Here is a 24723-nt window from a genome sequence, read left to right as displayed (position 1 = left end):
GTTTTTATGAATATTATTTTAATTGCTTACTTAATTATTTTGCGTTGTTTGGTACTGCGGCGAGTTATTTTGTACGCTTTATTTATGCGTATTGGGTGCTTAAAACAATGCCCATGAAATACATTATTAAAGCGGGTGTTTGCGTGGTACTGGTGGTAGTAATTTCAGCGTTAATTCCGTATTTAAGTTAACGCTGAAATTAGCTTATACGCGGCCGTTTTTATTTTATATCAAACGACTGGCATTGGTGGTTAATACACAGCGATTGCACTTCAAGTACAGGAGAACAATCAGTTAAGCCTTGTGCTTTATTTTGTATGTTTTCTTGTTTTGTTATTTGTTGAGCAAGCTGTTCTGCTTCTTCTTGAGATGTGTTTAGCGTTGAATAAACAGCATATTTACTCGGTCCGCCGCATGCGCGGGCGCCCACTTCAAGTACTTTGCACTGAAAGCTTGCAGTGCAGCTGTTATTACTCACCATGTTATTCAGATCATAGTTTAAGTCAGATAAGTTTTTACTTTGCTCATTTGACGTCACAGTACTAGCACAACCACTTAGTAATAAAATGCTGCTAGCAATGCTTAAAATTGATAGTTTAATTGCCGATGGTAAACAACTCATAACGTTATCCTTAAAATGCACTTACCGCTGAGCCTTCAAGTTTAACACATTTATTTTCAACACACTGCGTGCTTGGCGTTGTTAAATGCTGACAAATGCTCATCATCCCTTTTTGTGAATTATAACTACTTTCAAGCTTAGTAATTTTGTCGCTAAGGACAGCTACTTGTTCCTCAGATGCTGCGTTTGTTGAGTACACAACAAAGCTGCTTGGTCCGCCACATGCGCGACTACCTACTGCATTTACTCTACATTGAGTGCTGGTATCACATTGCTTATCTGTAATTAGCGTATTTAATTCGGTTTTAGCTGTTTTTATATCGTCTATTGAAACGTTTTTTAAATCAGCTTTTGGTATTTTTTCAGCAACTACGTTTTTTTTAGTATTTTCTTGTAATTGAGTGTTTTCTTTTAGCTTTTGTAGCTCTTGCTTTGGTGCTTCAGCTTCTGAGGTGATTGTTACTTGCTGCGTTTCAGTGGGTGCTTTATCTAAGCATGCAGTTAAACACAGTGGTAAAAGTATGGCTAACAATGGGGTACGCATAACAAACCTTGATAGTGATGAAATATTCATCACTATCATACACGGTGCATTTTTTACGGCAATAAAAACTATATTATCAAGTAATTAAAGCCGTGAAAAATACCGTTTTGTTAAAGTCCACCCTGCGTTAGTTTGGTGGGGTTAAGTAGTTTTTCGAGTTCACTGCGTGGTAAATCAGTTTCTTGTTCGGCTACATCAATAATAGGGCGGGCTTCTTTATAAGCCTGCTTTGCTATTTTTGCTGCTTTTTCATAACCGATCACCGGATTAAGTGCCGTCACTAAAATTGGATTTTTAGCGAGCGCTTTATCTATATTAGGCTGATTTACCTTAAAGCTGGCAATGGCTTTATCGCCCAATGCCTGCGCGCTATTGGCAAGTAATTCTATGCTTTGTAAAATATTATACGCAATGACTGGCAGCATAACGTTTAGCTCAAAATTACCCGCTTGGCCTGCTACGGTAATCGTGGCGTCGTTGCCAATAACTTGTGCGCTTACCATGGCTGCGGCTTCTGGTATTACTGGGTTTACCTTACCTGGCATAATAGATGAGCCCGGTTGAAGTGCTTCAAGCTCTATTTCACCTAAGCCCGCAAGTGGTCCTGAATTCATCCAGCGTAGGTCATTCGCTATTTTCATTTGTGCTACAGCGAGTACTTTTAATTGCCCCGAAAGCGCGACGATGGCGTCTTGTGAACCTATATTATAAAAAAAGTTACTACTAGGCGTAAATCTAATGCCTACATTGGCACTCAGATTTTCTGCAAATTTGGCTGCAAACTTAGGGTCTGCATTTATTCCTGTTCCAACAGCTGTACCGCCTTGTGCAAGCTCGCATACACGCTCTAAGCTATGTCTAATTCCTGCTGCGGCATGATTAACTTGTGACTGCCATGCACTGAGTGTTTGATCAAACGTTACAGGCATTGCATCCATTAAATGCGTACGGCCCGTTTTAACTATATGGCCTACTTCAGCTTTTTTCTTTTCCAGACTTTGCGATAAATTTTCAAGCGAAGGAAGTAATTCGTACACTACATTTATTGCGCTACTGAGTGCGATAGCAGTAGGGACTACATCGTTAGAGCTTTGCCCCATGTTTACATCATCATTAGGGTGAATGCTTTCATTGCCTATCCGGCTAGCAAGCGTTGCAATAACTTCATTGGCATTCATATTTGAGCTTGTGCCAGAACCTGTTTGAAAAATATCAACGGGAAAATGCTCAACATGTTCACCATCAATAATACTTTGGCAAGCTTGCTCAATTGCATCGGCTTTAGCTTTGCTTAAATGGCCTAGCTCACAGTTACTTTGTGCAGCGGCTTGTTTTATATAAGCCAGTGCAGTTATAAATTGCTTTGGCATTGGTAAGCCACTAATGGCAAAGTTATTAACCGCTCGCTGTGTTTGCGCTTGATAGAGCGCATCAGTAGGTACTTTTAGCTCGCCCATGCTGTCTGATTCTGTTCTAAAGTTGCTCATAAGTGTGCTCCTTAAAAAGGGTTGAATTCGTGACTAAGAATACGAGCTTCACGCTCAAGTATTAAAAATTGTGCAGTATTGTTATGCACTTTATAAAACCGTTTTAGTGCTAATAAAGGTTTGTATAGCTGCTCTAAACATTGTTTACGAATAGCATTATGTATAAGAGGGTCGCACATTTTGTTCATAATTTCATGGTGTGTGCGTCTAAGATAAAACTCTTGAAGCAAGGGATTACGTTGTTGCTCAAATTTTTTGGCGACGTTAAGGGCGGTTTCTATGTAATCGGCAACGAGCATGGGTGCATGCAGGCCAGGTCTTAAGCAATGGCAAGAGAGTTCTTGATGGTAACGATGCTGGGCATAATTTGAAGACATAAAAAAACCGACTCAAGTTAACGATAATAATTATCATTACATTTAATCGGTTTCAGTGTAAACAGTTATTATAAAAATTATTTGCGATACTAATTTGAGTTTTAATTGTAGCCAAGAATAAATATCTGATCTGTTTCATGTTTGGTCATCGCCTGTTGATTATGTTTAGGGTGCGAAAGTAAATCGATTACTGTAGCTCTCATATCAACGGCGTAACTATGATCGTCGGTGGTTTTTTCGGTTATAGCAATAGCTGCGTCTACAGCGGTATAAGGGGGTATATGCATAATTTTATCCTTTGAAATTTAATATAAGTTAAACCCTTTAGTGGGTTAGTTATATAAAAGCATATTACGTACCAATCGTAATAAATTAACTCAACCATATGATAGTTATAGTGTTTAAAAATTATCTTTTTTTCATCACGACAAAATAAGCTAAATTTGCTTTACTGTTGTGCATTAATCTACAATTTTGGTGCACAGTAATGACAAAGCCATTTTCACAAGCCTGTGAAAACAATAAAACCCCTATTTTAGAGCAATTAAAGGACGTATTAAAAAATACTAAAACAGTACTCGAAGTTGGCTCAGGAACCGGCCAGCATAGTGTTTTTTTTGCAGAGCAATTACCACATTTACAATGGCATACAAGTGATCGCGCTATAAACCACGAAGGGATTAATTTATGGCACCGCGAAGCTAATTCAACTAATTTACATGCACCACTTGAGCTTGATTTAAATAATGAGTGGCCAATAGATAAAGTTGACGCTATTTATACTGCAAACACATTTCATATTGTAAGTTGGCAATTAGTTGAGCGTTTTTTTGACGGTGTTAAACGCCACTTAAATAGCGACGGTATGTTGTGTATTTATGGGCCATTCAAATACCAAGGTGAATTTACCAGCCCAAGTAATGATGACTTTAGTGCCTTTTTAACAGAGCGCGATCCGTTAAGTGGAATAAGAGATTTTGAAGCAGTTGAACAACTAGCTAAGCAAGCAGGGCTTACGCTTATTAGCGATACAGCCATGCCTGCAAATAATCAGTTACTCGTTTTTAAACGGCAGTAATGAGCTACATTGCTCTTTATATATATCAATATGGCCGCGTTCACGCTTTAAGTAGTCGCTTATTGCATTACTAAAGTCGCCATCAACAATATGGTGAGCAGAGTAGGTAAGTACGGGTTCAAATCCGCGTGCTATTTTGTGCTCACCTTGTGCACCCGAATGAAAACAGTTGAGTTTATGCTTTATTGCAAACTCAATACCTTGGTAATAACACAATTCAAAGTGCAGCGAATCTACTTCCTCACTTGCTCCCCAGTAGCGCCCATAAAGCGTATTTTTACCTACTAAACTAAGTGTTGCAGCAATCACGTTATCGTCTCTTTTGGCCAGCATAATAACGAGAGTATTAGCCATTAAGGCATGTAAAAGCGTAAAAAACTCCATATTTAAATAGCCCAAATGACCAGAGCGCTTTAAGTAGGTACGCTGATAAAACTCACAAAACAATTGCATTATCTCGGGCGTAATTTGCGTTCCTTGCAGCCATTCAATATCAATGTTCTGTTGCGCTATTTTAGCTCGCTCTTTTTTAAGTGACTTACGTTTTCGTGAGCTAAGCATCTGCAAAAAGTCGTCAAAGGATTCATAACCTTTATTAAACCACTGAAATTGCACACCCACTCTTAACATGGCGTGTTGCTCAGTTAATGAGGTGGCTTGGGCTTGGTCGCAAAAATTAACATGCCATCCCGACCATCCTTGCTGAGCACTGTGTAAGCTAAGTTGCTCTGTAATGTATTGATATACCGCATTTGGATTAGCGTGCTCGATAGCAATGCGCTTGCCTTCAATAGGGCTAAAAGGAATGCCAGATAGCCACTTGGGATAATATTCTAAATCGTGTTTTTCGTATGCCTCAGCCCAGGCCCAGTCAAATACATACTCGCCGTATGAATGACTTTTTAAATACCCAGGTGCAAGTGCAACGAGCGTATCACTTTCAAAAATAGCGAGGTGATGGGGCTGCCAACCACTTTTTTGTGTTACGCATTGGCTTTGTTCAAGGGCATATAAAAAAGCATGTTGAGTAAATGGTTCATCACCAAATAAACGTTGCCACTGCGCCTGATCAATCTCATTAATACTGCTAAACCATTGGTGCGAAAACGTTCCCATGACTACTTACCTTGTAGTTGTTCTAAGCTGTTCTACGTTTTTAATAAACGTACTAATTTGCATTTTAAGCTCGGTAAAATGAGGATTATAAGTTAAGCGCTGTAAAGCCGGATAGTGTTTTAAGTTGGCGCTTGTACGCTCTCCTAGTTGTGGGTTTTTAGTTGTTTTACATGTTTTATATAGGGACTCGTCGTTAATAAAGCTGCCACAATTGCGATAAGTTGCGTTAATTCCATAATGTGGATTTTGCGGTGAGTTAACAACAGCAATATGCGACATACCATGAACCTTTTTACATTGAGGTGTTGTGCATTGCGGATTATTTACTGTGTAGTCACTAGCAAAGTCTGGCGGTAAAATATCAGTACTTCCATAAAGTACTAAAGTATCGAGTGGCTTATATTTGATTGAATTACCTTTGTGTAATGCACTCAATAACTTTAGCGTGGCACGCGTATCTATCGTGGTATCAATATCGCTAAGTACACTAAAAATAGGTAATTTAAGTGCAGGGCGTTTGTTCAAGCTACTTATGCTTGCAAGTGACATTGCATCGTACGAAGCGGCAGCTGCATTTAAAGGAAATGATTCATACTTAGCAAAGTCTACGTCGGCGTCTTTATCAATCCAATTAACAAAGGGTATGGCATCAATCCACTTTGCTATCCAGCCGTACTTATTATGTGGCTCGGAGCCTGGCGAATAAAGCATAAGCGCTTTAATTTTAGGGGATACAGTGTGTTTGGTTGCGTAATCAATAAGTAACGCTGCACCGGTAGAGTAACCTGCGAGTATCACCTCATCAAAGTCTTGCACCGAGCGTTCAATACCGTATTTTATTGCTTGTTGCCATTGGCTAACGTCTACATTGAGTAAAGCACTTGCGGCGCTTCCATGTCCTGGTAATAAAATAGTACGCACAGTATAGCCTTGCTGGTAATACACTTGTGCTAAATCGTGATACGTAAAGGGGGAGTCAGTTAGTCCGTGGATTAATAGCGCAACTTTATTGCGGTTTGGATGCGTAAGCTCAAAAGGGGCAATAATATCTGCAATAGTAGGGTCAGGTTTTCGCGTACCTTGTGTTACTAATTGCTGATACGTTTGTGTAATAGCAGGGCATGGCATATTTGCACGTGGATTGGCTTTATTTATATGTTTATATGCAAAATCTAAGTAATCGTTAAATGGCAAAAGGGCGTGGTAATTAAAGCGCTGGTGGTTGTGCTCATTTTCAAAGCGTAATAAGCCTTGTTGCTTACTTTTTGTTATAAATTTAAAGTCGCTCGCCTGCGATATACAGTTTTGAGCGACAGCTGTATGAGAAAAAAGACTTAAAACAAAACCAAAAAATATTCTTAAAACTATTCTTAAAACTAAACCACTATTGTTCATTAACTTCTGCATATTGGACAAGACACTCGGTTAGCTTAATGAGTTCAAGCGGTTTTGCAAGATGTTGATTAAATCCAACTGCTTGTGCATGTGCTTTATCCTCTGGCATTACGTCGGCAGTTAAGGCAATAATAGGGAGTTCTTGTTCGGTTTTAAACTGGCGGATCAGTGCCGTTGCTCTATAGCCATCCATTACAGGCATTTGGCAATCCATAAGCACTAAGTCAAAATGCTGCTTTTTCACTATATCGACCGCCAACTCACCGTTTTCTACCATATACGGCACAATCCCTAACGAGCCAAGCATCGCTTTAATAACCATTTGATTTACTGGGTTATCCTCTGCGACCAAAATGTCTAGCGAAGTAATATTAGTATTATCAAATGTAATAACATGTTCTTTTTTAGGCTCTGTTGTTTCTAATCGCATTGAAAATGTAAAAGTAGAGCCTTTATCTACTTCACTTTTAAGGGCTATTTCTCCCCCCATTAATTGGCTTAGCTCTTTTGCTATTGTTAAGCCAAGTCCTGTACCGCCAAACTGCCTTGAGGTAGAACTATCAGCTTGGGTAAATGCGTTAAATAATTTTTTATGCTGGCTTGGTTTTATACCTATTCCGGTATCACTAACGTTTATAACAAGCTGTACTTTATTGGCGGCAGTAAACTCTGTTTCTATGTTTAAAGCAACGCTGCCTTGGCTTGTAAATTTAATCGCGTTACTACATAAATTAAGTAATACCTGCTCAATTCGCATAGGATCACCGATAAACCAGGTATTTAAAGGTAGCTTTGAGTTAACTTGCCAGTTAATACCTTTGTTAACTGCGCTTTGTTCAAACATATTGTCTATGCGTGTTATTAAAGCACCTAAGTCGAATGCAATAGATTCAATAACTAACTTTTGGGATTCTATTTTTGATATATCAAGAATGTCATTAATTAAGTTTAATAAACTTTTAGATGATGAGTTTATTTTATCTAAATAGCCAATGAGTGTACTTGCACTGTCTGTTTCTCGAGCAAGTGAAGAAAAGCCAATAACGGCGTTTAATGGTGTACGTATTTCGTGGCTCATATTCGCTAAAAATTGGCTTTTAGCCTGATTAGCTAAATCAGACTGCTGCTTTGCTTGTGCGAGTGAGTGTGTACGCTCAGCAACTTGACGTGTAAGTGCAATTTGTTGCTGATTAAACAGCAGTAAAACCATTAAAATTAAAGAACATACGGCAACTTGGAGTATGAGCAATAATAGAGTTAGTTGGCTATTATGTTGTGTTAAAAAGCTTTCTTTAAGGGCTAGTTTTACAATCCATTTTTGCCCTGCAAAGTCCACGTCAAACGACATTAAACGGCTGCCTTTGGCTTGCTGAACATCCTGAGAGTAATTACTATAAAACGGCGGTGTGTTTGTATCTTCGTATATACCAATCGAAAACATATCAGACTGTTCTTTAGAAATGGCCTGCTCAATAATACTACGCACTAAAAATATACCAGTGGCATAGCCTTTAATTGTTTTTTCATCGTTATATTGGGAGTACACAGGGGCAAATAATAAATAGGCTGGTTTAGGTTGTTTGGTTTGCACCAACTGAATTATTTTAGTTCCGACTGGCATGTACTTTATAGCGGGGTTAAGCAGAGAGTTTTTTCGATCAGGGTTTGAAAATACATTAAAGCCAATCGCTTTTTGATTACCATTAAAAGGAGCTATGTATTTTACTATAACAAGGGGATCGTTAATTTCAAGAGGTTCGCCAACTATATCAATATCTAAATGGTAAATGTTTGATATTTCTTGAGCAAAGACTTCGCGTTGATCTTGAGGTATTTTTGCATTCCACGATAAAGCGTTAATAAACTCGTATTGAGTTAGTAACTGACTAGCATAAGAATAAAAATCTTGCTGGCTCAGCATGGGGGATGATTGGACCTGACTTGCTAAGCTCTGCACTGCAATAATACTACGATTTGTATATCTATAAAGGCTGTTTTCTATAACGTGGACTTCACGTTCGGCAATTTTAATAGTGCTTATACGATTTTCCTGATCGTATAATTGTGTTGTTACCGCGACTGATAAAAATAAAACTGAGCATACTGCAATTGTCGGAAATGCAGATATAGTATGTTGATTAGACTTTTGTGGTAATAAAGAAAGTAAAAACGGAGTTGCAATTAATACCCCTAATGTATCGCCAAGCCACCAGTAAATAACATTATTCCAATGATTATCAATACTGTAAATCGAGTTAAATTGACTCAGTGCGAATACGCCAAAGTTAGCTGAAATTAAGCTGACCAATATGGCTATGACTAAAATAAAGTAAATTATATTCTTGCGCTTTTTAAAGCGCAGCGGGTGACCAAGCCAATACTTTAAAAGAGCTGCGCCGACCATTGCCTGTATAACAACACCAAAGGCGATATACATTGCCTCGTTGAATGAGTTGCCGACCAGGACTAGCTCATGAGCTGAACTGTCAAAAATATTAAGGTTAAAGGCAATTGCAGCTACAAATAAAGGCGGGATAAAGCGCCACCACCAAATATAACAACCGACTAGAGCTATGCCGGCAGGTAACCAAATTGGAATTATTTGCGAGTTAAAAGCAAGTTTAGTGAGTGCTATGCCGACTAAAAAATATGCTAAAGCAAACATGATGTAAAAAATAATGGAATGATTTTTAGAGTTAAAATTTTTCACATAAGGTCCAAGCAATTATTATTATCGTTTTGAAATATCAGTATAGCTAACAGTAAGTTATTTTGGTTACTTTTATAATGGTAACTGTTTTTTGCTAAATGACTGCTTTAACACGACTGTTGATTCTATATTTGCAATACAACTTAAACTACCTAGTTGATGTTTTACAAATGTTTCGTAGCTCTCAAGATCATGTGCAATGATTTTTAATAAATAATCATAGCTTCCTGATATTACACAACACTCTAATACATGTGGTAATTTTTCTACATGTTGCTCAAATTGCTCTGCAGCACTTACCGAGTTTTGGCTTAATCGTACGAACGCATATACCAACACATTAAGATTAAGTGCTTTGGGATTTATGGCGGCGTGGTAGCCGGTAATAATGTTTTCTTGCTCTAACTTTTTTATACGCCTTAAACAAGGTGTATCCGATAGGTTAATACTGCTGGCCAAATCTGAAACAGACATACGAGCTTGGCTTTGCAGTGCAATGAGTAATTGCTGGTCTTTTTTATCTAACATAGTTGTCGGCTTTTATTAATTATTTTTATATTTGTAGTGATTATTGCTAAGTATTGCAATTTTTACTAATTTTTTTGGCGTTTTACCCTCATTGAACTCTGTTAGCATTTAACTATAAAAATAATAGAGCACAACAATGAACACACATACCGCTATTTTTGATCACTGGATACGAACAGAGTTTGTCACTTTAAATAGTGAATTAGAGCAGCTTTATTGGCAGCAAACCGATAAAGCAAATGTAGAAGGAATAGGTGAGGCCTTGAAGCAACAATTAGAAAAAAAAGGCAACGCATTAATTAGCAATTTATTAGCCGAGGGAAACACAGATCAAGGCTTTGATAGCGCTTTTGACTTACTCGGTAACGTAGGATTGTTTATGGCGGCGTGTAGGCGCCATGAAATTACTGAGCCAAGCAGAGAAACTACTTCCCCACTAATAGAAGCCTCAGCGCTTGCTATGCATATAGGCGCATCCATTGGCGTAACCCCTCGTTTTGCTACCGCCCATTTAACTACTCATAACAAATCACTTAACGGTATTTATAAACGATTTACTAATTTACCTGATGAAAAGCTGTTTCTTGATTATAACACTCAAGGCATTTTGGCCTACAAACGGGCAAGTGATGCATTATTAAAAATATTACCACTGGGGATTTCGCATCCTTTATGTGGTGAGTTATTAAAAGTAGCCAAACAAGCACTTATAGATGTAATTGAGTCAAACAATGCACTTTATTCTGAGCTCGATACAGATCGCTTTTTTAACTGCGTTCGCCCTTATTATAAACCGTACCGTGTAGGTAAAGAGGTTTACAGAGGTGCAAATGCTGGTGACTTTGCAGGTATTAACGTGATTGATATGTTACTAGGGCTTTGTAGCGCAAATGAGCCAAGTTACTCGCAAATGCTGGTGGATAAGTTTTTATATATGATGCCAGAGGATCAGCAAATCCTGCGAGAAGCCATGCGTATGCAAAGCTTTATGGATGACTTTTTACAAGCAGAGCAATATAAAAATACAGATTGGTTTAAAAGCCACGCAAAGTTATTTATCCAAGTGTGTAAATTACATGGTGACACCGCAGTCGGTCATCATAATCAACTGGTTGAAAAGTTTATTGCTCAGCCTTCAAAAAATATGCAACAGCAGCATATGAGCAAGGTAACAGCAAGTGGTCCGCCGCTTCATGTGTTGCTTGATTCGCTCGAAAAATTAAGAGATAGGCGAGCCAGCGCAAAACGCGACGATATAAAAACACGTTTTGATGATCTAAATACACTTAAAGAATGGGTTAAATAGCATGCTTAAAAATGATTTTTGTATGGCCGATGGCTGTTATTTATTAAACCACTCGGTAGGGCGTCCTCTTAAAAATACACAGCAATATTTAGCTCAGCATTATTTTTTACCATGGGAGAGCTCAAATAAAGAACCTTGGCAACAATGGCTGCCCGCAGTTGAGCAATTTACTACCGCGCTTGGTAAGTTATTTAATGCGCCTAGTTCGCAGTTTTGTCCTCAGGTTAATTTATCAAGTGGCTTAACAAAGTTGCTTATGTCGCATCCACGGCTACAGCAAAAAAATTGTAAAGTGCTTATGGCGCAAAGTGATTTTCCGAGCATGGGTTTTGCAATGCAAAAAGCATTACCAGAGTGCGCACAAATTATGTTTATACCAGAGCACGAAAACCTAACTGATATTAGTGTTTGGCAGCGTTATATAACCGCCGACATCGATTTAGTTTTTATAAGTCATGTGTATTCAAATACAGGTGTACAGGCGCCTGTATACGATATTGTAGCTATAAGTAAATTAACCAATAGTTTATCAATAGTTGATGTTGCTCAGTCAGCGGGTGTTATACCGCTTGATTTAAGCATACTCGATGCGGACTTTATGATTGGCTCGAGCGTTAAATGGTTATGTGGTGGCCCAGGTGCAGCTTATTTATGGGTTAACAAAAATCAAATAGAGTATTGTGAGCCTAAAGATGTGGGTTGGTTTTCGCATCAAAATCCATTTGAGTTCAATATAAACCACTTTGAATATAACGCCAGTGCGCTCAAATTTTGGGGGGGCACTCCCTCTGTAGCGCCTTATATTATTGCCGCAAATAGCATTGCTTACTTTGCAGAGCTAACTGCTCACAAGGTAAGGAATCATAATTTAGCTATGCTTACGCTTATTCATGAGCAACTAGGCAAATATGTTGCATCACCTATGAGTAGTGATAAATGCAGCGGGACTGTTATTTTGTTTTTTAACAAGGAGCAAGACCATGTACTTACAGAGCTTAATAAAGCGAAAGTCAGTGTAGATGCCCGTAAATTTGGGATACGAGTATCGCCACATATTTATAATACTCAAGAAGACGTTGCGCAGTTTATTTCGATAGTAAAACGAGCGCTTAAGGGTTTTGGCTAAGCTGCTGTTTTCTTTGTTTTAATGACTCTATTTTTTGCTGCGTTTGATTAATTGATGCGTCGTAAGCTTGCTTTAACGAATTTGTTTTAGTTGCGATAGCATCAGCAATAGACGAAGCGCCTAAACGATTGGCTTTATCTTGAGTCATGTAATCTATCTGCTGTTTTTTAGCTGCGTATTCTTTTTGGCTTTGTGCAATAGATAGCTCAAGGCGCTTTATTTCTCGTTCTATTTGTTGAACTTCTAAGTAGTCATCCACAGAGGTGTCGGTAATACCTTTACCGGGCGTAGAGCTTTTGTATGCTTCAATTACGTTTATATCTTTAAGAGTAATAACTTGTGCATCTTTAGCGCAAGGCGTTTGGCTAAAGGTAGGAACGCCCTTAATTACACACTTATACACTGTTGTACTTTGTGCCAAGGTAAAAAATGGTGCTGCCGCGCAAACTGATAGCAATATGAACCGGATCATAGCTAAACCTAAAGTGGCTAAAGTTATGTTAATAATGCCCTAAGTTATTACTAGGCACAATTTGTTTAGTTTTTATAATTTTTAGGTACAAAAAAACCACAATTAAGTGGTTTAAATTAAGTATGGTCCAGAGGGAGGGATAGATTTGCTTACATCCATATAATCAATCGCTACGCGACGCTTGCAGCGGCCCAAAATGTTCCAGACATTTTGTCGAACCCTGTCGAGGGTTCTCACCCTCCCAATTTAGTATTGGTGTTAAATTTTAGGCACAAAAAAACCACAATCAAGTGGTTTAAATTAAGTATGGTCCAGAGGGAGGGATAGACTTGCTTGCATCCATGTAATCAATCGCTGCGCGACGCTTGCAGCGGCCCAAAATGTTCCAGACATTTTGTCGAACCCTGTCGAGGGTTCTCACCCTCCCAATTTAGTATCGGTGTTAAATTTTAGGCACAAAAAAACCACAATCAAGTGGTTTAAATTAAGTATGGTGGAGAGGGAGGGATTCGAACCCTCGATAGAGCTACAAACTCTATACTCCCTTAGCAGGGGAGCTCCTTCGGCCACTCGGACACCTCTCCAACGCATAACCGTTTGTATTGATGGAAGTAAAAAAAGCCACCAATTAAAATATGGTGGAGAGATAGGGATTTGAACCCTAGATGGGCTATAAACCCATGCCGGTTTTCAAGACCGGTGCATTCGACCACTCTGCCATCTCTCCGTGACGCAGAATAATACTTAGGTGATACCGCTGTGTAAATAGCAAAATGACTGTTTGCCTAAAAAACGTACGTAAATGAGGTTTTTTTTGTAAATAAGGGGAAATTAAGGCAATTTTTAATAAAATAAATAGGTTGCAGCAAACAAGGGGGAGCTAAATAAGTGACTTCATTTAGTGGTTGAGTGTTCGCTGCACCGAAAAATAATCATGGTTGGGTGATTATTTATATTGAGCTGCGCCGCTAAGTGCTAGTCTTTTACCAATAGTGTTAAGTCTAGCTAACATTCTTGCTTTACGGTTAGTTGGTTTAACTGCTACTTGAGCTGCTGCTGTTTGATTTAATGTGTTAATTGGTTTCATTATTTTGCTCCGGGTTGTATATGTTGAAATCGCGTGCATTTTGCACGTTGTTTGATTAAAAAGACAACGATAAAAATTGAGCCTGACGGATTAGTTAAACTAATCTTTATTGATTTTATTAACGTGCGGTTCAGTATTTTTTATTATGGTTTTTGCATAAATAGTTAAAATAAAATCGGCTTTAATCTCGCCAATGCTGGTGTTTGTGTGTTTTTTTATTTATTTATATGCATTTTACACAACCTTTTTTGACTAGTTATTCAGATTAAAAAAATTCAATTAAACTCTTTTTTATTCGTTCTTAAATACATTGTTGGAAACAAAAGCTTGTCACTACTAATAATTATTAAACCAAGTACAAAAAAACAGAATGAAAAATCACTAATGTGGCTTAAAAGCATTTGTAAAAAACGCAGTTTTTCTTATTGTATGTTTACTACAACGGGAAACTTTAACGATGACTGCGCTCAAATAAGGTTGCTACTGAGTAAATTTACCAAAGTAGTTGTACTTGGCGGAGACGGTACATTGAGCTTGGCGGTTAATGCGTTAATAGGGAGTAGCTGTACGTTAGCATTATTGCCTTGCGGTACAGGTAACGATTTCTCTAGGGGATTTGGCTGCAAAGAAGATGATTGGCGAAAGGCATTATTTAATACACCAACAGCAATTGATATAGGAAAAATTAATAGCCGCTATTTTATTAATATTGCAGGGGTAGGGTTTGATGCCCATGTAGTTAAAGCAATTGAGGCTAAAGCTAGTTTTTCATCTTTTGATTACAGTTGGACGAGCATTAAGGAGCTATTTTATTATCAAGCTCAGCAGTTACAAGGTACGTTTAATAACGATGTTAGGCAGTATAAAAATTTAATTACCGTATTTGCTAATCATAAGTACTTTGGTGGTGGTCTAGAAATAGCGCCAAAAGCAGATTTAACTGATGGACTGCTTGAGTGTTATCAAATGCGATCGGGTGGGCTTTTTTATAATGTAATAAGCTTTATGAAGTTATTTTTTAAGCGCCATCAGCATATAAAAAACCTTAACTACAGTCGCTTAAATACAGCTTCCATAAAAACTGAAGGGTTATTGATTGAAGCAGATGGTGAACTGGTAGGTAAAACTCCTGCCGTTATTAGTGTACATGGGCAGGCTTTACTTTTTCATATGCCAATAAAAAAGCGCCTACAGTAGGGTAGGCGCTTTTACGTTAGTTGCGTTAATAACGCGTCTAACTGGGGACGGAGCCACTTTTAGCCATTGCTCTATTAGCTAAAAAGGCGTTAATTCGTTTTGTTGGGGTAAGCACAATGGCGTTACCTAATAGCACTAGGCTAAATCCTGCAAAGGTATTTGCGTGCCATTCAAAGCCTTCAAAAAAGCTACTCAGTGTTACTGCCACTAGTGGGAATAAAACAATAACGTAGCTGGCTTTTTCAGGGCCTATATTTCTAAGTAGAGCAAAGTAGCAACCAAAAGCGATTACAGTGCCAAATATTGATAGATAAAGTAGTGATAACCAGTAACTTGGTGGAGCGTTTAAACTAAATTGCACATCGTTCATTAATACATATAAAGCCAAGCCTATAGCGCTGTATAACATACCCCATGCATTGCCTTGCAATACACCAATTTGTTTACGAGAATTACGAACGCTTACCATATTTCCTAATGAAGCCACAAAGGTGCCACCAAGGGCAAGTAGTAACCCGACCAATGCACCATTACTCAAGTCGAACTGCTGTAACTGTGGCCAAAACAGACACGTAATACCTAATACAGCGAGTACAGCACCTGTATAAATTCGTTTTGAGATTGGCTTACCAAAAAATAACCGAGTATTGACTATGTTCATAACCAGCAGCATTGAAAAGGCAATAGAGGTCATGGCTGAGGTAAGGTGATTTTGTGCCCAGTAAAGCATTAAATAATTTAATCCAAAATTACAAATGGCTAATAAAACAAAAAAGCCATGATCCAGTAACTTAAATCGCATGTCGGGTTTTTTGTACGCTACATATAACCACATTAAAAGCGCTGCAATAGCAAAGCGATAAAATAACGATAACTCTACCGCAATATCACCTAACTGAAACTCTATGGCTAACCAAGTTGAGCCCCAAATTAAAACAGTTGTAATGTATAGCGCTGCACTTTTCATGGTTAGTCTCCAAAGCCCGATTGAATGGCTATTTTAAGACCTATCTGTATACTTACCATATACAGAAAAGTAAAAATGTAACCTATACAGATTTGGTGTGTGATGATAAGACAAAAAAATAGCCAAGGGCATGAGTTTTTATATCAGCAAGTTATTCAGTTGATTAGAGATATGAGCGCTCAACAAGTTTTACTCCCCGGCGAAAAACTTCCATCACTGCGTAAAATGGCAGATAACTTAAGCATAAGTATCCCCACTGTAAAACAGGCTTACCAGTCACTTGAAGATCAAGGGTTAGTAGAGGCGCGTGAAAAATCAGGATATTTTTTAAAAGTCGTTAGCATGGCGCACAATTTACCTAAGCGAGTTAAATTAAGTCGCGAACCTGTTGTGGTAAATAAACAAGCCTTAATAGAGCAGGTGTACAGCGCGATTCATCAAGCGAACGTAGTCCCTTTTGGTATCGCTAACCCAATTGCCGCAGCACCTACCGATAAAGCACTCGCCAGAAACATGCGCCGCGTAATGACAATTGCGGGCAGTAAAGCCATAAACTATGGCCCAACAGATGGGTTTGTACCGCTGAAAAAGCAATTAGTGCATCGCTATTTAGATTTTGGTATTGGCATTGATATGGACGAGCTTGTGATCACCAATGGTGCGCAAGAGGCCATGGCTATTGCGCTTAAGTGCGTGACAAAGCCAGGCGATGTAGTGGCTATTGAGACACCTTGTTATCACGGGATTATAGAGCTAATAGAAAGCTTAGGGCTTAAAGCGCTCGAAATACCACTGTGCCCAGATAATGGCATTTGGTTAAGTGATTTGGAGCGCGCTTTGAATGAGCATGACATAAAAGCGTGTTTATTCTCGACAGCAATTAGCAACCCTGTAGGCAGCTTTATGCCAGATACAAACAGGCAGCAGCTGGTGGAGTTACTCGAAAGCCACGACGTAGTGCTTATTGAAGATGACGTATACGGCGATTTATATTTTACGGCAAAACGAGGCACACCTGCTTTAGCGTACTCTAAAAAAGGATTAGTGATCAGTTGCTCATCTTTTTCTAAAACCGCAGCGCCTAGCTATCGTGTGGGTTGGGTCGTTGCCGGTAAATTTGCAACACAAGCGCGGCGATATAAACGAGCACTAAGTTGCTCCGCTTCGTTAATAAACCAATGGGCGTTATCAGAATTTATTGCCAGCGGCGAGTACGACCGTAACTTAAAGGTACTCAGGCAGCGCCTGCGCGATAACAAAGAGCGTATGCGATGGTGTTTACAACAAGCTATGCCAAAAAATACACGTATAAGCGATCCAAAAGGAGGCTGTGTAATGTGGCTAGATTTAGGAGGCGAATACGATAGTCAAAAATTATTTTTACTTGCTCTTGAGGTTGGTATTAGTATTACCCCTGGGCTTATTTTTTCAGCCTCTAATAAGTATAAAAGCTGCGTAAGGTTAAGTTATGGTGTGCCGTGGAGCGAGCAGATAGAGCAAGCAATAGTTACATTGGGCAAGCTCACTTTATTAGCTAAAAAGTAATACCAATCTGCTTATATATGGGGTCTATTTAACGTTAAGAAAATTACGCTAGAACTAGGCAAAAGTTTTTGTATCTAGTTGTTCTAAATAAAAAATTTTTAACGAAGTTATAGTGCAATTTAATTCGTTAAATTGATCAAAGATTTATGCAGGTTGGTATAAGTTTGGGAAACACAAAAAAGCAGCATTTAAGTAAACTTAAGTGCTGCCAAAGGGATGTTAAATAACGTTTGCTGTACTAATTGTGTTTAAAGCTAAATAACTGGTAACCTTTAAGCTCTGGCACTTGCATTACTAATTGCTCTTCTTGTTTTGCAATATCAGCAAAGTTTTCACATAAAGAGTTAGCTCTCTCTTCAAGTGCGCTTGCATGTAGCTCTACTTTTTCTTCTATTTGTGCACCCATATTTTCCATGCGTTGTTCAAAGGCATCCATATCGCCGCCTGAACCAAGTAACTCAGAACCTAAAGCCACTAAAATACTGCCCATTGATTGCATTACTGCTGATTCAACCGCTGTTTCTATCTGCTGCTCAAATTGTTGTTCAAAGTTTTCGCCAAATTGATTAAAACTTTGTTGGCCCATTACAAATGTACCTTGCTGGTAAAATGTATTTTCTACCTCAATTTTAATGTCGTCCATAAGCTCAGACATATTATCAAGACCGTCAATATTAAATGCATTGCCTACTTCTTCTAATGCCACACCGGCAATTTTAACACCCTCAAGCGCTATGTTAGCTACTTCCGGTAATTGAGTGCGTAAGCTGTCAGAGTACTTATTCAGTGCTTCGCGTTGTGAGCTATTAAGCGCTACAAGCTCGCCATTTACGGTTAAGTCACCATGGGTATTAAATTGCATAGTTTTATTATTGGCTGTAAAAATTTCTAATTCGTTTGGTTTAATACGTACATCGTTTTTAAATTCGACGTTACATTCATCGTTACTAAATGAAATTGCAGAATCGTTGTCGTTATGAGCCATAGCGGCTGGCGTACAAATTAATGCGCTAACTAATAGTAATTTTTTCATGTTTGTTCTCTACTTTTTGTTGATGACGATTAATTAATAACAAGTTTGATGCCAGTTTTGTTTTTTCATAAAAAACAACTGATTAAGTGTTTTTCTTTATTTTTTAGCAAGTCAAAATAATTAATAAATAACTATTTTTTAGTCAAATTGGCTAACTAATAAAAATTAATAAATTTTATTTATCGATACGATAAAAAACTCTCACTTTCCTCAATTCAAATTTAGCGCTATTTATTCACATTACTGACATGAAGACTATTTACAGTAGTCGCGTGGCTTTATTTTGATGTTAATTTGCAGAGCACTTTGGCATTAAACATTTTTAATTTTACCGGCTATTGCGATAATAAAATCCTTGGTTGGTCTCAAACACTTTATGGAGTGGGTTGTGGGTAAGACATTTAGTTACGATGCGCTAGATGACGATTTTGTTGAAGACGAGTACGAAATGCTCGGACGTAATCAACACGATAAGAACAAGCAAAAGGTTAAAAAGAAGTTGGAAGACTACCTTGAGCAAAAACGCTTGCGTAAAAATCTAGGCGAAGACGATTTAAGCGATTACACCGATTAAATTTCACTAGTATAAATAAAATACCAATTAATATTGAGAGTTTAAATGTGCAGTTATGCGTATGTTTAAGTTTCAATAGTATTGGCAATAAAGAGGCCTTGCGCCTCTTTATTACTTTTTAAAGCGTACTTTTAGCCTGTGCTAATGCTTTTTGAATTGTAAGTTCTAGCTTTTCGGGTTTAATAAAAGGTGCATAACGTTTAATTGGTGTACCATCTGCGGCAATTAAAAATTTAGTAAAATTCCACTTTATTTTACGTGTTAAAAAACCAGGTAAAGCCGATTTCAAGTGACGAAATACAGGATGTGCATGCTCACCGTTTACATCTACTTTGGCCGCCATTAAAAAGCTCACACCAAAATTAATTAAGCACCCTTGCTCTATTTGTGTTGCGTCGCCGGGTTCTTGTTGACTAAATTGATTGCACGGAAATCCCAGAATAACTAAACCTTGGCTGGCATACTTATTGTGCAAAGCTTGCAGTGACTCGTACTGGTAGGTAAATCCACATTTACTTGCGGTATTAACAATAAGCACAACCTTACCTTCAAAATCATTAAAGTTGATAGGTTGACCCTGTAAGCTTGTTGCGCTTAATTGATGAAATTCGTGCATATTGGCGTCTTTTTTATTGTTGTTAGCCGCATTTTAACCTGAGTGCAGTATTTCATAAAGTATAAAGATCGCACTAATTTAAAATTAGAAATAGCCCCATACCGGCAAGCGTAGTGTAATAAATATTATGTGTTTTGTAGGCAACAATAATGGCGACTATTGCTGCGCTTAAATAAGGGTTTTGCCAGTTTAAGTTAATGCCATCTTCATTCAAAAACACGATAGGCACCCAAATTGCTGTAAGCACTGCTGGTGCGCTAAAGCTTAAAAATTGCTGCATTTTAGGGCCTACTTTAAACGGCAAAGCACGGTGTAAAAATAAATAACGCGTAAAAAATGTAATGCACGCCATGAGTAAAATAGTCGTCATCATGGCGTTACTTCCTTTTTAGTGGCTAGTCTTGCTGTGCTGTAACCTGCGGCCATTGCCAGCAGCGCTGAGCAAACAAGCCATAACTCAAATCCTGTGCTTTTTAAAAGCGTTGCGCTAATGCCTGCTACAATTACCGTAACGAGTGAGGCCAAATTTTTAATGCCCGGAATAACCAAAGCTATAAACGTAGCAGCAATGGCAAAGTCGAGCCCTAAATTAGTTAAATCGGGCAGCATTGTGCCTGCTACAATGCCAATTAACGTCCAAATATTCCATGCAATATAAAAGCTAAAACCAGCGCTCAATGCGTATATTAAACGTGTTTTTGTTCTGTACGCTTTTCTATGGTGAGAAAATGCAAATAACTCATCGGTTAATACAAAACTTACTGGTAAGCGCCAACGCATAGGTTGGTCAATTACCTTATGACGCACAGCTAAACCGTATAAAAAGTGCCGAGAGCTAATAATAAATGTTGTGAATAAAATTGTGAGCAATGGTGTGTTGCCCGCTATAAGTTCAATTGCAACAAGCTGTGCAGAGCCTGCAAAGACTAATAACGACATTGCTTGGGTTTCTAGTGCACTAAAGCCATTTTGAATCGCTAAAGAACCACATAAAATGCCCCAAGGAACAACAGCTAAACACAGTGGTAGCATATCTAAAAAGCCTTTTAAAATAGCTTTTTTAACTGGTTGCATGATATTTACTCGCACGGCTTGTAGAATGGCTCATAAGGATACCTTAATATTATGATGTTAAAGTAGTTAACGAATTAGATAATACTGTTTTTTTAAGGATAGGCGCAATGACGACGTTAAAAGTGTGGGATGGGTTTATTAGATGCTTTCATTGGTTTTTGGTTGTAAGTATTGCGGTGCTTTATTTTAGTATTGAAGAGGGCATGATTGAGCTTCATTTTGTTGCTGGGTTCTTTACTTTAGCACTCATCGTAACGCGTTTAATATGGGGCATTATCGGAAGTAAAACTGCGAGATTAAGTGGGTTGCTGCACTCTCCTCGTGCTATTTTAAAGGCACTAAAGACACCAAGCGACTCGCTAGGTCATTCAGCACCTGGCAGTTGTATGGTAATGGTATTTTTTATAATTATAATTACGCAGCTTATTACCGGGTTAATGAGTAGTGATGGCATTTTAACTGACGGCCCGCTTGCTCAATATGTGTCTAGCGATACGATTGATTTTGCAAATTGGCTACATGAGCTGAATTTTGACATTTTACTTTATGCTATTGGTTTACATGTATTAGCTATTATTGTTTATAGAATAAAAGGTAAGCCGCTAGTTAAGGCGATGATCACAGGCTCAAAAGAGTTAAAAGCGGATGACTCTGAGGCTAAAGTAACAAAAGCGTCTTGGCCTGCGTGGCTAATATTTATATCTTTATTGGTGTTGCTGATATTTACGTGGGCAAAAGAACCTTTAACTTATTTATTTAGTTAAAAACACATTAAACCAATCTTAAAGGGTTGGTTTTTATTTTTGGTTGCATTCTTTTGTTTGATTGTTATGCGGGGCCGAATTATAATCGCCGCATTGCTGGCAAACTAATCGAAAGATTAGGGCGCAAAGTTTCCGGTCTAAGGCTTTTTATAAAGCTATGGTAGCGGGACTACTGCATAACGTGTTGTTATGTATCACTTGCCCTCAGTGTATTTTTTGTGTATCCATAGTGTATGGATAAGATTTTGTAACTCTTAAGGTGTTGCCGTGTTTATGCATACGTCGTTGGCCTGTGGAAAGTGGTCAACAATAGGTTGCTTAAATCATCATACCCAATTGTTTATTGGCGATGTGGTGAGTGTAACCTTTTATGACATGCAAGGAGAGCTAGTTAGTTTATCATTTGATTACAAAATCACCTCGCTTGAACAAGGTGAACCTCACGCATGGCCACGTTTAGTTGCCGAGCATATTAACGTGCATGTACCCCTTGTTAGCGCAGGTAAAATGACCGAACAAGGTTTAATTGTAGCCTATAGAAACAATGAAATTTTTGCTTTGCAAAGCAGTGGTATATGTAAAGCGCATGTCGATTTTCATTGTATTGCAAAATGCGATGAGCGTGTTGTTAATAACCTTGATACTTATGATTACGTGTACCCTGAAAATTGTGAAAACTATAATGCGGGTACAAAGGTATTGCAGCCAAAAACAGGGCATGTTTATCAATGTAGGCCTTGGCCATTTAATGAGTTTTGCCGCGCGAGTGACGATAAAAAGTTTATGTTCGAGCCCGGTATTGGACAAAGTTGGGCTATGGCTTGGCAGCAAATATAAGGCTGTTAGTGAATTATCTTCCCAAAGGTATAGCGGTTTTAGTAATGAAGCGTTTACCGTTTTAGCCCATCCAACTATTGGATGGGCTTTTTTATTTTTATGATAAACTGTAAATCACGTTATTTTTTTAATTGGTTTTGTTGTGTCTCGTCCTGACTATTCTTTAAGTTTATTACCTACTTTCCCGATTGCTAAACAGCAAGCCCATACATTAAGTACTCATAATAAAATACGCACTGATAATTACTATTGGATGCGTGATGACGATCGTCAGGATGAGCAAGTACTTGCTCATTTACATGCTGAAAATGCGTATTGCGATGAACAGTTAGCTGCAATGAAGCCACTCCAAAATACACTTTTTGAAGAGTTAAAAGCACGCATTGTAAAAGATGATAACTCGGTACCCGTTAAAGACGGGAAATACTGGTATCACTCAGAAGTTCGTGGTGATGATGAGTACTCTCGCCATTATAGAAGCACGAGCATAAGGGCTGATAATAAAGAGCTTTTACTCGATGTGAATATATTAGCTGAGGGATTTGAGTTTTTTGAGCTAGGAGAAGTCGCACTAAGCCCATGCGAGCAGCTTATGGCTTACTCTGAAGATACTGAAGGTCGTCGTATTTATAATGTTCGCTTTAAAAGCTTAACGACCGGTGAAATGCTACCTGATGTACTTGAAAATACAGAAGGGCAGGTTGTTTGGGCTAACGACAATAAAACTGTTTTTTATGTAAAAAAAGATTTAAAAACGCTACTAGGATACCAAGTATTTAGGCATGAGCTTGGCAGCGAGCAAAGCCAAGACGTAATGGTTTACGAAGAGCAAGACAGCAGCTTTTTTATGGGGCTTGGTAAAAGCCGCGACGAAGGCTTAATTATTATTGATTTAGCATCGACAGAGACCAACGATACATGGGTGCTTGATGCTAATAAGCCCACTGACGAATTTAAAGCATTAATGCCGCGTGAAGATGGCCACGAGTTTGACGTAGATAAGCTAGGTGACACATTTTATATTGTGACTAACTGGCAAGCTAAAAACTTTAGATTAATGACGGCAACAAACGAAACGATTGCTGATAAAACACAATGGTTTGAGCATACAGCTCACAGAGAAAATGTACTACTTGAAGGTGTAGAGTTATTTAATGACTTTTTAGTATTGAGTGAACGCGAGCAAGGGCAAGCTCGATTTGTAGTTGTTAATAGGCTAGGGGATCGTATGGCACTTGAGTTTGCCGATCCTTGTTATTATGCTGCAATAGCAATGAACCCAGAGCCAGACACTCGCACTGCGCGTATTTATTACTCAAGTTTAACAACACCAGGCTCTTTATATGATGTTGATTTAGCAACTGGCGAAAAAACACTACTTAAACAGCAAAAAGTACTCGGTAGTTTTAATGCCGATGACTATCAGTCGGAGCGATTAATGGTAACTGCTCGCGACGGAGTTAAAGTACCTGTATCTGTTGTTTATCGAAAAGACAGCTTTAAAAAAGATGGCACAAATCCGTTATTTCAATACGGCTATGGCGCCTATGGCTATACGATTGATCCTAGTTTTTCTAGTTCGTCACTGAGCTTGCTCGATCGTGGCTTTGTTTATGTTATTGCGCATGTTCGAGGCTCTGAAATGCTAGGTCGCGAATGGTATGAGCAAGGTAAAAAAGAGCATAAACAAAATAGCTTTAGTGACTTTATTGATGTGACAAAAGCGCTTGTTGATCAAGGTTATTGTGATAGCAATAAGGTGTTTGCCTCAGGCGGCAGTGCCGGTGGCCTATTAATGGGGGCGGTTGTAAACCAGGCACCAGAGTTATATTGCGGTGTTGGCTGTCATGTACCATTTTTAGACGTATTAACCACAATGCTTGATGAAAGTATTCCACTCACAACAAATGAATACGATGAATGGGGTAATCCAAATGAGCCTCAATTTTATGATGTAATTGAAGCTTACTCACCTTATGACAATATTAGCGCACAAAACTACCCGAACATACTCGTTACTACCGGTCTTCATGACTCACAAGTACAGTATTGGGAGCCTATGAAGTGGGTTGCAAAAATGCGTGAACTTAAAACAGACAGTAATATTTTAGTATTTAAAACCGATATGGATGCAGGTCATGGCGGTGCATCAGGTCGTTTTAAAAGCTTAGAAGAAAAAGCCCTCGAAATGGCCTTTTTTATTGCGCTGTTAAATTAACTGCAAAATCGGAAAATTGTATTACTCTATATATAGAAGTTGATATATAT

The 24723-nt window shown here is 38.4% G+C and carries 25 protein-coding genes, 2 tRNA genes, 1 pseudogene and 1 riboswitch; of the genes and pseudogenes, 10 read left to right on the top strand and 18 right to left on the bottom strand.

Translation table 11 applies throughout. From position 1 onward, the window contains the following. Positions 1–6 precede the first annotated feature (6 nt). Positions 7–191: pseudogene (locus tag QL995_RS11990) on the top strand (hypothetical protein). A 29-nt stretch (positions 192–220) separates the two neighbouring features. Here QL995_RS11990 and QL995_RS11985 read toward each other — a convergent pair. The 5 genes from QL995_RS11985 to QL995_RS11965 form a co-directional block, all read right to left on the bottom strand. Then, a complete protein-coding gene (locus QL995_RS11985) occupies positions 221–622 on the bottom strand; it encodes a hypothetical protein (protein ID WP_024589501.1) in 402 nt (133 codons plus the stop codon). 10 nt (positions 623–632) lie between these two features. Continuing rightward, complete coding sequence (locus tag QL995_RS11980) at positions 633–1166, bottom strand: hypothetical protein (protein ID WP_290294253.1); 534 nt, start codon at positions 1164–1166, stop codon at positions 633–635. Between the two features lie 110 nt (positions 1167–1276). Further along, complete coding sequence (locus QL995_RS11975; protein ID WP_010554832.1) at positions 1277–2653, bottom strand: class II fumarate hydratase; 1377 nt, start codon at positions 2651–2653, stop codon at positions 1277–1279. Positions 2654–2664: 11 nt separating this feature from the next. Beyond that, positions 2665–3030: a hypothetical protein gene (locus QL995_RS11970; RefSeq protein WP_231609258.1), complete on the bottom strand. Its 366-nt coding sequence runs from the start codon at positions 3028–3030 to the stop codon at positions 2665–2667. 101 nt (positions 3031–3131) lie between these two features. Beyond that, positions 3132–3317, bottom strand: coding sequence for a hypothetical protein (locus tag QL995_RS11965; RefSeq protein WP_010554833.1), 186 nt, complete (start codon positions 3315–3317; stop codon positions 3132–3134). A 200-nt stretch (positions 3318–3517) separates the two neighbouring features. On the opposite strand from QL995_RS11965, the gene QL995_RS11960 reads away from it, so the two are divergent. Beyond that, positions 3518–4108 (top strand): DUF938 domain-containing protein, encoded by a 591-nt coding sequence (locus QL995_RS11960; RefSeq protein ID WP_010554834.1) that lies wholly within the window; start codon positions 3518–3520, stop codon positions 4106–4108. Here QL995_RS11960 and QL995_RS11955 read toward each other — a convergent pair. From QL995_RS11955 to QL995_RS11940, 4 genes are all read right to left on the bottom strand, one after another. Next, positions 4085–5224, bottom strand: coding sequence for a GNAT family N-acetyltransferase (locus QL995_RS11955; RefSeq protein ID WP_010554835.1), 1140 nt, complete (start codon positions 5222–5224; stop codon positions 4085–4087). The genes QL995_RS11960 and QL995_RS11955 overlap by 24 nt on opposite strands. 6 nt (positions 5225–5230) lie before the next feature. Then, positions 5231–6619, bottom strand: a complete 1389-nt coding sequence (locus QL995_RS11950; protein ID WP_010554836.1) for an alpha/beta fold hydrolase — start codon at positions 6617–6619, stop codon at positions 5231–5233. After that, positions 6609–9329 carry an ATP-binding protein gene (locus QL995_RS11945; protein WP_290294251.1) on the bottom strand — a complete coding sequence of 907 codons (2721 nt, stop codon included), beginning with the start codon at positions 9327–9329 and terminating at the stop codon, positions 6609–6611. Before QL995_RS11945 ends, QL995_RS11950 begins: the two co-directional genes overlap by 11 nt. Before the next feature lie 72 nt (positions 9330–9401). Next, positions 9402–9857, bottom strand: coding sequence for an Lrp/AsnC family transcriptional regulator (locus QL995_RS11940; RefSeq protein ID WP_007579788.1), 456 nt, complete (start codon positions 9855–9857; stop codon positions 9402–9404). A gap of 136 nt (positions 9858–9993) precedes the next feature. Between QL995_RS11940 and QL995_RS11935 the strand changes: the two genes are divergently transcribed. Next, positions 9994–11163 (top strand): monodechloroaminopyrrolnitrin synthase PrnB family protein, encoded by a 1170-nt coding sequence (locus QL995_RS11935; RefSeq protein WP_290294250.1) that lies wholly within the window; start codon positions 9994–9996, stop codon positions 11161–11163. 1 nt (position 11164) lies between these two features. Next, positions 11165–12289 (top strand): aminotransferase class V-fold PLP-dependent enzyme, encoded by a 1125-nt coding sequence (locus QL995_RS11930; RefSeq protein ID WP_290294249.1) that lies wholly within the window; start codon positions 11165–11167, stop codon positions 12287–12289. Here the strand turns inward: QL995_RS11930 and QL995_RS11925 are convergent. The 4 genes from QL995_RS11925 to QL995_RS11910 all read right to left on the bottom strand — a co-directional run bounded on the left by QL995_RS11925 (position 12273) and on the right by QL995_RS11910 (position 13848). Beyond that, the gene (locus QL995_RS11925) at positions 12273–12761 is read right to left on the bottom strand and encodes a DUF4124 domain-containing protein (RefSeq protein ID WP_007579794.1); all 489 of its coding nucleotides are present in this window, start codon (positions 12759–12761) and stop codon (positions 12273–12275) included. The two genes, QL995_RS11930 and QL995_RS11925, sit on opposite strands and share 17 nt — an antisense overlap. A 491-nt stretch (positions 12762–13252) precedes the next feature. Then, positions 13253–13345 (bottom strand) — tRNA-Ser (locus QL995_RS11920). Between the two features lie 52 nt (positions 13346–13397). Further along, positions 13398–13488, bottom strand: a tRNA-Ser gene (locus QL995_RS11915). Positions 13489–13707: 219 nt separating this feature from the next. Then, positions 13708–13848, bottom strand: coding sequence for a hypothetical protein (locus QL995_RS11910; RefSeq protein ID WP_010554841.1), 141 nt, complete (start codon positions 13846–13848; stop codon positions 13708–13710). Between the two features lie 327 nt (positions 13849–14175). On the opposite strand from QL995_RS11910, the gene QL995_RS11905 reads away from it, so the two are divergent. Beyond that, complete coding sequence (locus tag QL995_RS11905) at positions 14176–15045, top strand: YegS/Rv2252/BmrU family lipid kinase (protein WP_290294245.1); 870 nt, start codon at positions 14176–14178, stop codon at positions 15043–15045. 37 nt (positions 15046–15082) lie between these two features. Here QL995_RS11905 and QL995_RS11900 read toward each other — a convergent pair whose 3' ends face one another. Continuing rightward, complete coding sequence (locus tag QL995_RS11900) at positions 15083–16012, bottom strand: EamA family transporter (protein ID WP_007579798.1); 930 nt, start codon at positions 16010–16012, stop codon at positions 15083–15085. 102 nt (positions 16013–16114) lie between these two features. Between QL995_RS11900 and QL995_RS11895 the strand changes: the two genes are divergently transcribed. Next, positions 16115–17557 carry a PLP-dependent aminotransferase family protein gene (locus QL995_RS11895; protein ID WP_010554843.1) on the top strand — a complete coding sequence of 481 codons (1443 nt, stop codon included), beginning with the start codon at positions 16115–16117 and terminating at the stop codon, positions 17555–17557. A 238-nt stretch (positions 17558–17795) separates the two neighbouring features. On the opposite strand, the gene QL995_RS11890 is transcribed toward QL995_RS11895, so the two are convergent. Further along, positions 17796–18590: a YggN family protein gene (locus tag QL995_RS11890; protein WP_007579800.1), complete on the bottom strand. Its 795-nt coding sequence runs from the start codon at positions 18588–18590 to the stop codon at positions 17796–17798. Between the two features lie 388 nt (positions 18591–18978). Here QL995_RS11890 and QL995_RS11885 point away from each other — a divergent pair, with 388 nt between their 5' ends. Continuing rightward, positions 18979–19164, top strand: a complete 186-nt coding sequence (locus QL995_RS11885; RefSeq protein WP_007579801.1) for a PA3496 family putative envelope integrity protein — start codon at positions 18979–18981, stop codon at positions 19162–19164. Between the two features lie 118 nt (positions 19165–19282). On the opposite strand, the gene QL995_RS11880 is transcribed toward QL995_RS11885, so the two are convergent. The 3 genes from QL995_RS11880 to QL995_RS11870 form a co-directional block, all read right to left on the bottom strand. Further along, positions 19283–19780, bottom strand: a complete 498-nt coding sequence (locus QL995_RS11880) for a glutathione peroxidase (protein ID WP_290294244.1) — start codon at positions 19778–19780, stop codon at positions 19283–19285. A 73-nt stretch (positions 19781–19853) separates the two neighbouring features. Beyond that, positions 19854–20153 (bottom strand): AzlD domain-containing protein, encoded by a 300-nt coding sequence (locus QL995_RS11875; protein ID WP_004335020.1) that lies wholly within the window; start codon positions 20151–20153, stop codon positions 19854–19856. Beyond that, on the bottom strand, positions 20150–20854 hold the full coding sequence (locus QL995_RS11870; protein WP_169044532.1) for an AzlC family ABC transporter permease: 705 nt from the start codon (positions 20852–20854) through the stop codon (positions 20150–20152). The genes QL995_RS11875 and QL995_RS11870 overlap by 4 nt, the downstream gene beginning before the upstream one ends. Positions 20855–20961: 107 nt before the next feature. On the opposite strand from QL995_RS11870, the gene QL995_RS11865 reads away from it, so the two are divergent. The 3 genes from QL995_RS11865 (at position 20962) to QL995_RS11855 (ending at position 24673) form a co-directional block, all read left to right on the top strand. Further along, on the top strand, positions 20962–21618 hold the full coding sequence (locus QL995_RS11865; protein WP_007579804.1) for a cytochrome b/b6 domain-containing protein: 657 nt from the start codon (positions 20962–20964) through the stop codon (positions 21616–21618). An 88-nt stretch (positions 21619–21706) separates the two neighbouring features. Beyond that, positions 21707–21795: riboswitch (cyclic di-GMP riboswitch) on the top strand. A gap of 96 nt (positions 21796–21891) precedes the next feature. Next, the gene (locus QL995_RS11860; protein WP_024589489.1) at positions 21892–22455 is read left to right on the top strand and encodes a hypothetical protein; all 564 of its coding nucleotides are present in this window, start codon (positions 21892–21894) and stop codon (positions 22453–22455) included. A gap of 142 nt (positions 22456–22597) precedes the next feature. Beyond that, the gene (locus QL995_RS11855; RefSeq protein ID WP_290294243.1) at positions 22598–24673 is read left to right on the top strand and encodes a S9 family peptidase; all 2076 of its coding nucleotides are present in this window, start codon (positions 22598–22600) and stop codon (positions 24671–24673) included. Positions 24674–24723: the final 50 nt, after the last annotated feature.

Source organism: Pseudoalteromonas sp. APC 3358, from assembly GCF_030408075.1.
In the GTDB taxonomy this organism is placed as follows: domain Bacteria; phylum Pseudomonadota; class Gammaproteobacteria; order Enterobacterales; family Alteromonadaceae; genus Pseudoalteromonas; species Pseudoalteromonas arctica.
The sequence above is the reverse complement of the archived record's forward strand: the minus strand, read 5'-3'. Positions and strand labels throughout refer to the sequence as shown.